Raw genomic sequence first — 4233 nt, forward strand, 5'->3', positions numbered from 1 at the left:
CTCTCTCTTAGAGAGAGGGAGGGGCCCATCGCGTAGCGATGGGAGGGTGAGTGGTTACGGTCTGGCCGATCGGAGCGCGGTCAGGATGTCGTCGGCTGTCCCGCCGGGATCGGCCAGGACTTGCTCGTTGCGGAATCTCAAGACCACATATCCCAGTCGTTCCAGCGTATCGGTGCGACGGTCGTCATAGTCCTCGCGGCCGTCATGCGCAGCGCCGTCGAGCTCCACGACTAGCTTGCCCGCCTTGCAGACGAAGTCCGCGAAATAGCGGTCGATCGCAATCTGCCGCATGAACTTGAAGCCGGCGAGGCGGCGGTTGCGGACGAGCGCCCATAGCGTCTTCTCCGCCAAGGTCTGGCTTTGGCGAAGGCGGCGGGCGTAGGCGGTCCTGTCCATGCAAAAGCATGAGAGCGGCTTTCCCTCGCTCTCAAGCAGAGGAATCGGGATTTTCCTGCAGGCGGCGAAACCACTCACCCTCCCACCGCTTCGCGGCGGGCCCCTCCCTCTCTCTAAGAGAGAGGGTTTGGTTGGGGCGCGCACCGGTTTGGCGCGCCCCTTGTCGGTCAGGCGCTGAGCGCCGCCCGCGCCGCCTTAGCCGCCGCAACCATGTTGGCGAGCGCCGGCTCCACCTCTTCCCAGCGCCTCGTCTTCAGGCCGCAGTCGGGGTTGACCCAGAGCTGCGACGACGACAGGCGCTGGCCGGCTTTCGCCAGCAGGTCGGCCATCTCGGCCGCGCCGGGGCTGCGGGGGGCGTGGATGTCGTAGACGCCGGGGCCGATCTGGGCCGGGTAGGCGTAGGCCTCGAAGGCGTCGAGCAGCTCCATCTTCGAGCGGGCGGTCTCGATGGAGATGACGTCGGCGTCCATGGCGCCGATGGCGGCGATGATGTCGTTGAACTCCGAATAGCACATGTGTGTGTGAACCTGGGTTTGGGGACGGACGCCCGAGGCGGCGATGCGGAAGGCCTCGACGGCCCAGGCCAGGTAGGCGCCCCAGTCGCCGCGGCGCAGGGGCAGGCCCTCGCGCAGGGCGGCCTCGTCGATCTGGATGATCGCCGCGCCGGCGGCTTCGAGATCGACGACCTCATCGCGGACGGCCAGGGCGATCTGGCGGCAGGTCTGCGAGCGGGGAATGTCGTCGCGGACGAACGACCACTGCAGGATGGTGACCGGGCCGGTCAGCATGCCCTTCATGGGACGGGCGGTGAGGGATTGGGCGTAGGCCCACCACTCGACCGTCATGGGCTCAGGGCGCGAGACGTCGCCGTAGATGATCGGCGGGCGCACGCAGCGCGAGCCGTAGGACTGCACCCAGGCGTGCTTGGTGAAGGTAAAGCCGGTCAGGCGCTCGCCGAAATACTGCACCATGTCGTTGCGCTCGAACTCGCCGTGGACCAGCACGTCTAGGCCGATCTCCTGTTGCCAGGCGACGGCGCGGGCGGTCTCGGCGCGCAGGAAGGCCTGGTAGTCGGCGTCGGGCAGCTGGCCCTTGGCGTGGGCGGCGCGGGCCGCTCGGACGGCGGCGGTCTGCGGGAACGAGCCGATGGTGGTGGTCGGCAGGGGCGGCAGGGAGAGCCTGGCCTGCTGCAGGGCGATGCGCTCGGCGAAGGGCGTGGCGCGGGTCGCGTCGGCCGGGACGAGGGCGCTAGCGCGGGCCTGGACGGCGGCGTCGTGGATCAGCGGCGAGGTCTTGCGCGAGGCGAGCGCGGCGCTGGAGGCGGCGAGCTGGTCGCGGACGGCGGCGCGGCCCTGGTTGAGGGCCTTGGCGAGGATCGCCAGCTCTTCCAGCTTCTGGACGGCGAAGGCGAGCCACTGGCTGACCTGCGGGTCGAGGCCGGTCTCGATGGCGAGGTCGAGCGGGGTGTGCAGCAGCGAGCAGGACGGGGCCAGGATCACGCGGTCGGGGCCGCGCGCGGACACGACAGGCTCGACGCGGTCGAGGATGGCTTCGAGGTCGGCGCGCCAGACGTTGCGGCCGTCGACGACGCCCAGCGACAGGACGAGGCTGTCGCGGGCCAGGGCCAGGACGGCGTCGAGATCGCCCGGGGCGCGGACCAGATCCAGGTGCAGGCCCTCGACCGGCAGGTTGGCGGCGGTGGCGAGGTTGTCGCCATAGGTCCCGAAATAGCTGGCCAGAAGGATGCTGATGCGCGGGGCGGCGTGGGTCAGGGCGCCGTAGGCGCGGCGGATCTCGGCGCGCTCGAAGTCGGTGAGGTCGAGCGCCAGGCAGGGCTCGTCGACCTGCACCCAGTCGGCGCCGGCGGCGGCCAGGCGCTGGAGCAGCTCGGCGTAGACCGGCAGCAGGGCGCTGAGCAGCGACAGCGGCTGGAAGTGGCGGTCTTTCGACTTGGCCAGCTTCAGGAAGGTGACGGGGCCAAGGATGACCGGGCGGGTGTGGACGCCCTGGGCCTTGGCCTCAAGGAAGGCGTCGATGATCCTGGTCGAGGCCAGGGTGAAGGCCTGGTCGGGGGCGAGTTCAGGCGCGAGGTAGTGGTAGTTGGTGTCGAACCACTTGGTCATCTCCAGCGCCGGCAGGCCGGTCGCGGTCTGGTGCGAACAGCCGTGGCCGCAGGTTTCCGGCGCGCCCTGCGTCCCGCGCGCCATGGCGAAGTAGAGCGGCAGGTCCACGGGGCCGCCGGTCCAGCCGTAGGCGGCAGGGATCGCGCCGACCATGACGGCGGTGTCGAGCACGTGGTCGTAGAGCGAGAAGTCGCCGCTGGGGACGTGGTCGACCCCGAGGTCGGCCTGGCGGCGCCAGGCCAGGGCGCGCAGGGCGGCGGCTTCGGCTTCAAGCCCTTCGGCGTCGAGGCGGCCGGCCCAGTGGGCTTCGAGGGCGGTCTTCAGGCGGCGCTGGGGGCCGATGCGGGGAAAGCCGAGGGCGGCGACGGTGACGGTCATTTCTTAGCCTCTGTCTCGATTGTGACGGAGGCTGGACGGGGCGCAGGCGCAGGCGCGCGAACGGGCTGGCCGACCCGCGCCTGGAGCTAGCGACCAGACCGGGCACCCCGCCGGAGGACGTTATCTGTCGAGGCAGGTCTCCTGGCTCGCGGGTCGACGCCGCCGTCCTGGCCTTCCCGATGCGCCACCGAGTCGAGTTCGGCGCACCAGTGACACGTATCGGACGGCCGCTCGCCGCTTACAGTTGCGGGGGCAGCGCCGGTTTCACACCGGCTTCCCTCTTAGCTTTGGACGCAAAACGTCCGCAGACCACGACCCGCTTATCAAGCCTGGGTCGGCCGGCATTGTCAACAAGGACATAAAGATATCTTTATGTGATTTCAGATTGTGGTCGAGCGGGGCTTGGCCCGTGACAGGACGTCGCACACCGTTCATAAACCCCGCGTTCAGTCTCCATTCAGCCGTGCTCCTCTAAACCGGACGACATGAAGCCGATCCGCGCCATACTCGCCGCAGCCGCCATCGTCGCCGCCCTCCCGGGCGCGGCTCTGGCCCAGCGCGGCCCGGACTCGCTGGGCGCCGACTGGCGCGCCCGGCAGGACCAGGCGCGTGGCGGCGTGCAGTCGGGCCGCCTGGTGCCGCTGAGCGCGGTCATCGACAGCATCGCCCGCCGCACCCCCGGCCGCCTGCTCGACGCGGGCCTGGAAGGGCGCAACTACCGCATCCGCTGGGCGACCACGGACGGCCGCCGCATCGACTTCATCGTCGACGCCGAGAGCGGCCGCATCCTCAGCGGCGGGTAGAGCGTGACGGCTGAGACCATGAGCGATTTCGGCGTTCGTCACGCTCCACCTTTTGATTGCGAGCCTGTTTATCCGGTTCGGACGGGACCGTCCGAACCGGACAGGCTCTAGGGAGTTCCCCGAGACATGCGCATCCTGCTCGTCGAAGACGATCCCGACCTGTCGCGCCAGCTGAAGCTGGCCCTCTCCGACGCGGGCTACGCCGTCGACCACGCCGCCGACGGCGAGGAGGCCCAGTTCCTGGGCGAGACCGAGCCCTATGACGCGGTGATCCTGGATCTTGGCCTGCCCAAGGTGGACGGGGTGTCGGTGCTGGAGCGCTGGCGGCGCGGAAACGTCGCCACGCCGGTGTTGATCCTGACCGCCCGGGGCGCCTGGAGCGAGAAGGTCGCCGGCTTCGACGCCGGGGCCGACGACTACCTGACCAAGCCCTTCCACACCGAGGAACTGCTGGCGCGCCTGCGGGCGCTGCTGCGGCGCTCGGCCGGCCACGCCGCGCCGAGCCTGACCTGCGGCGGCCTGCGGCTGGACCC

4 protein-coding genes and 1 riboswitch are annotated in these 4233 nt (G+C 70.0%); of the genes, 2 read left to right on the forward strand and 2 right to left on the reverse strand.

The genetic code is table 11. The features are described 5' to 3' along the window. Window positions 1–54: 54 nt before the first annotated feature. Both DMC18_RS18670 and metE read right to left on the reverse strand, forming a co-directional pair. The gene (locus DMC18_RS18670) at window positions 55–396 is read right to left on the reverse strand and encodes an endonuclease domain-containing protein (RefSeq protein WP_110120741.1); all 342 of its coding nucleotides are present in this window, start codon (window positions 394–396) and stop codon (window positions 55–57) included. A 167-nt stretch (window positions 397–563) separates the two neighbouring features. Next, window positions 564–2897, reverse strand: coding sequence for a 5-methyltetrahydropteroyltriglutamate--homocysteine S-methyltransferase (gene metE, locus DMC18_RS18675; protein ID WP_110133195.1), 2334 nt, complete (start codon window positions 2895–2897; stop codon window positions 564–566). Between the two features lie 113 nt (window positions 2898–3010). After that, a riboswitch (cobalamin riboswitch) is annotated at window positions 3011–3226 on the reverse strand. A gap of 156 nt (window positions 3227–3382) precedes the next feature. Between metE and DMC18_RS18680 the strand changes: the two genes are divergently transcribed. After that, window positions 3383–3700, forward strand: coding sequence for a PepSY domain-containing protein (locus DMC18_RS18680; protein WP_110133196.1), 318 nt, complete (start codon window positions 3383–3385; stop codon window positions 3698–3700). 126 nt (window positions 3701–3826) lie between these two features. Then, on the forward strand, window positions 3827–4233 hold a 407-nt coding region (locus tag DMC18_RS18685; RefSeq protein WP_146218133.1), incomplete at its 3' end, for a response regulator transcription factor.

The sequence above is a fragment of the Caulobacter sp. D5 genome, assembly GCF_003185805.1.
Classification (GTDB): Bacteria; Pseudomonadota; Alphaproteobacteria; order Caulobacterales; family Caulobacteraceae; genus Caulobacter.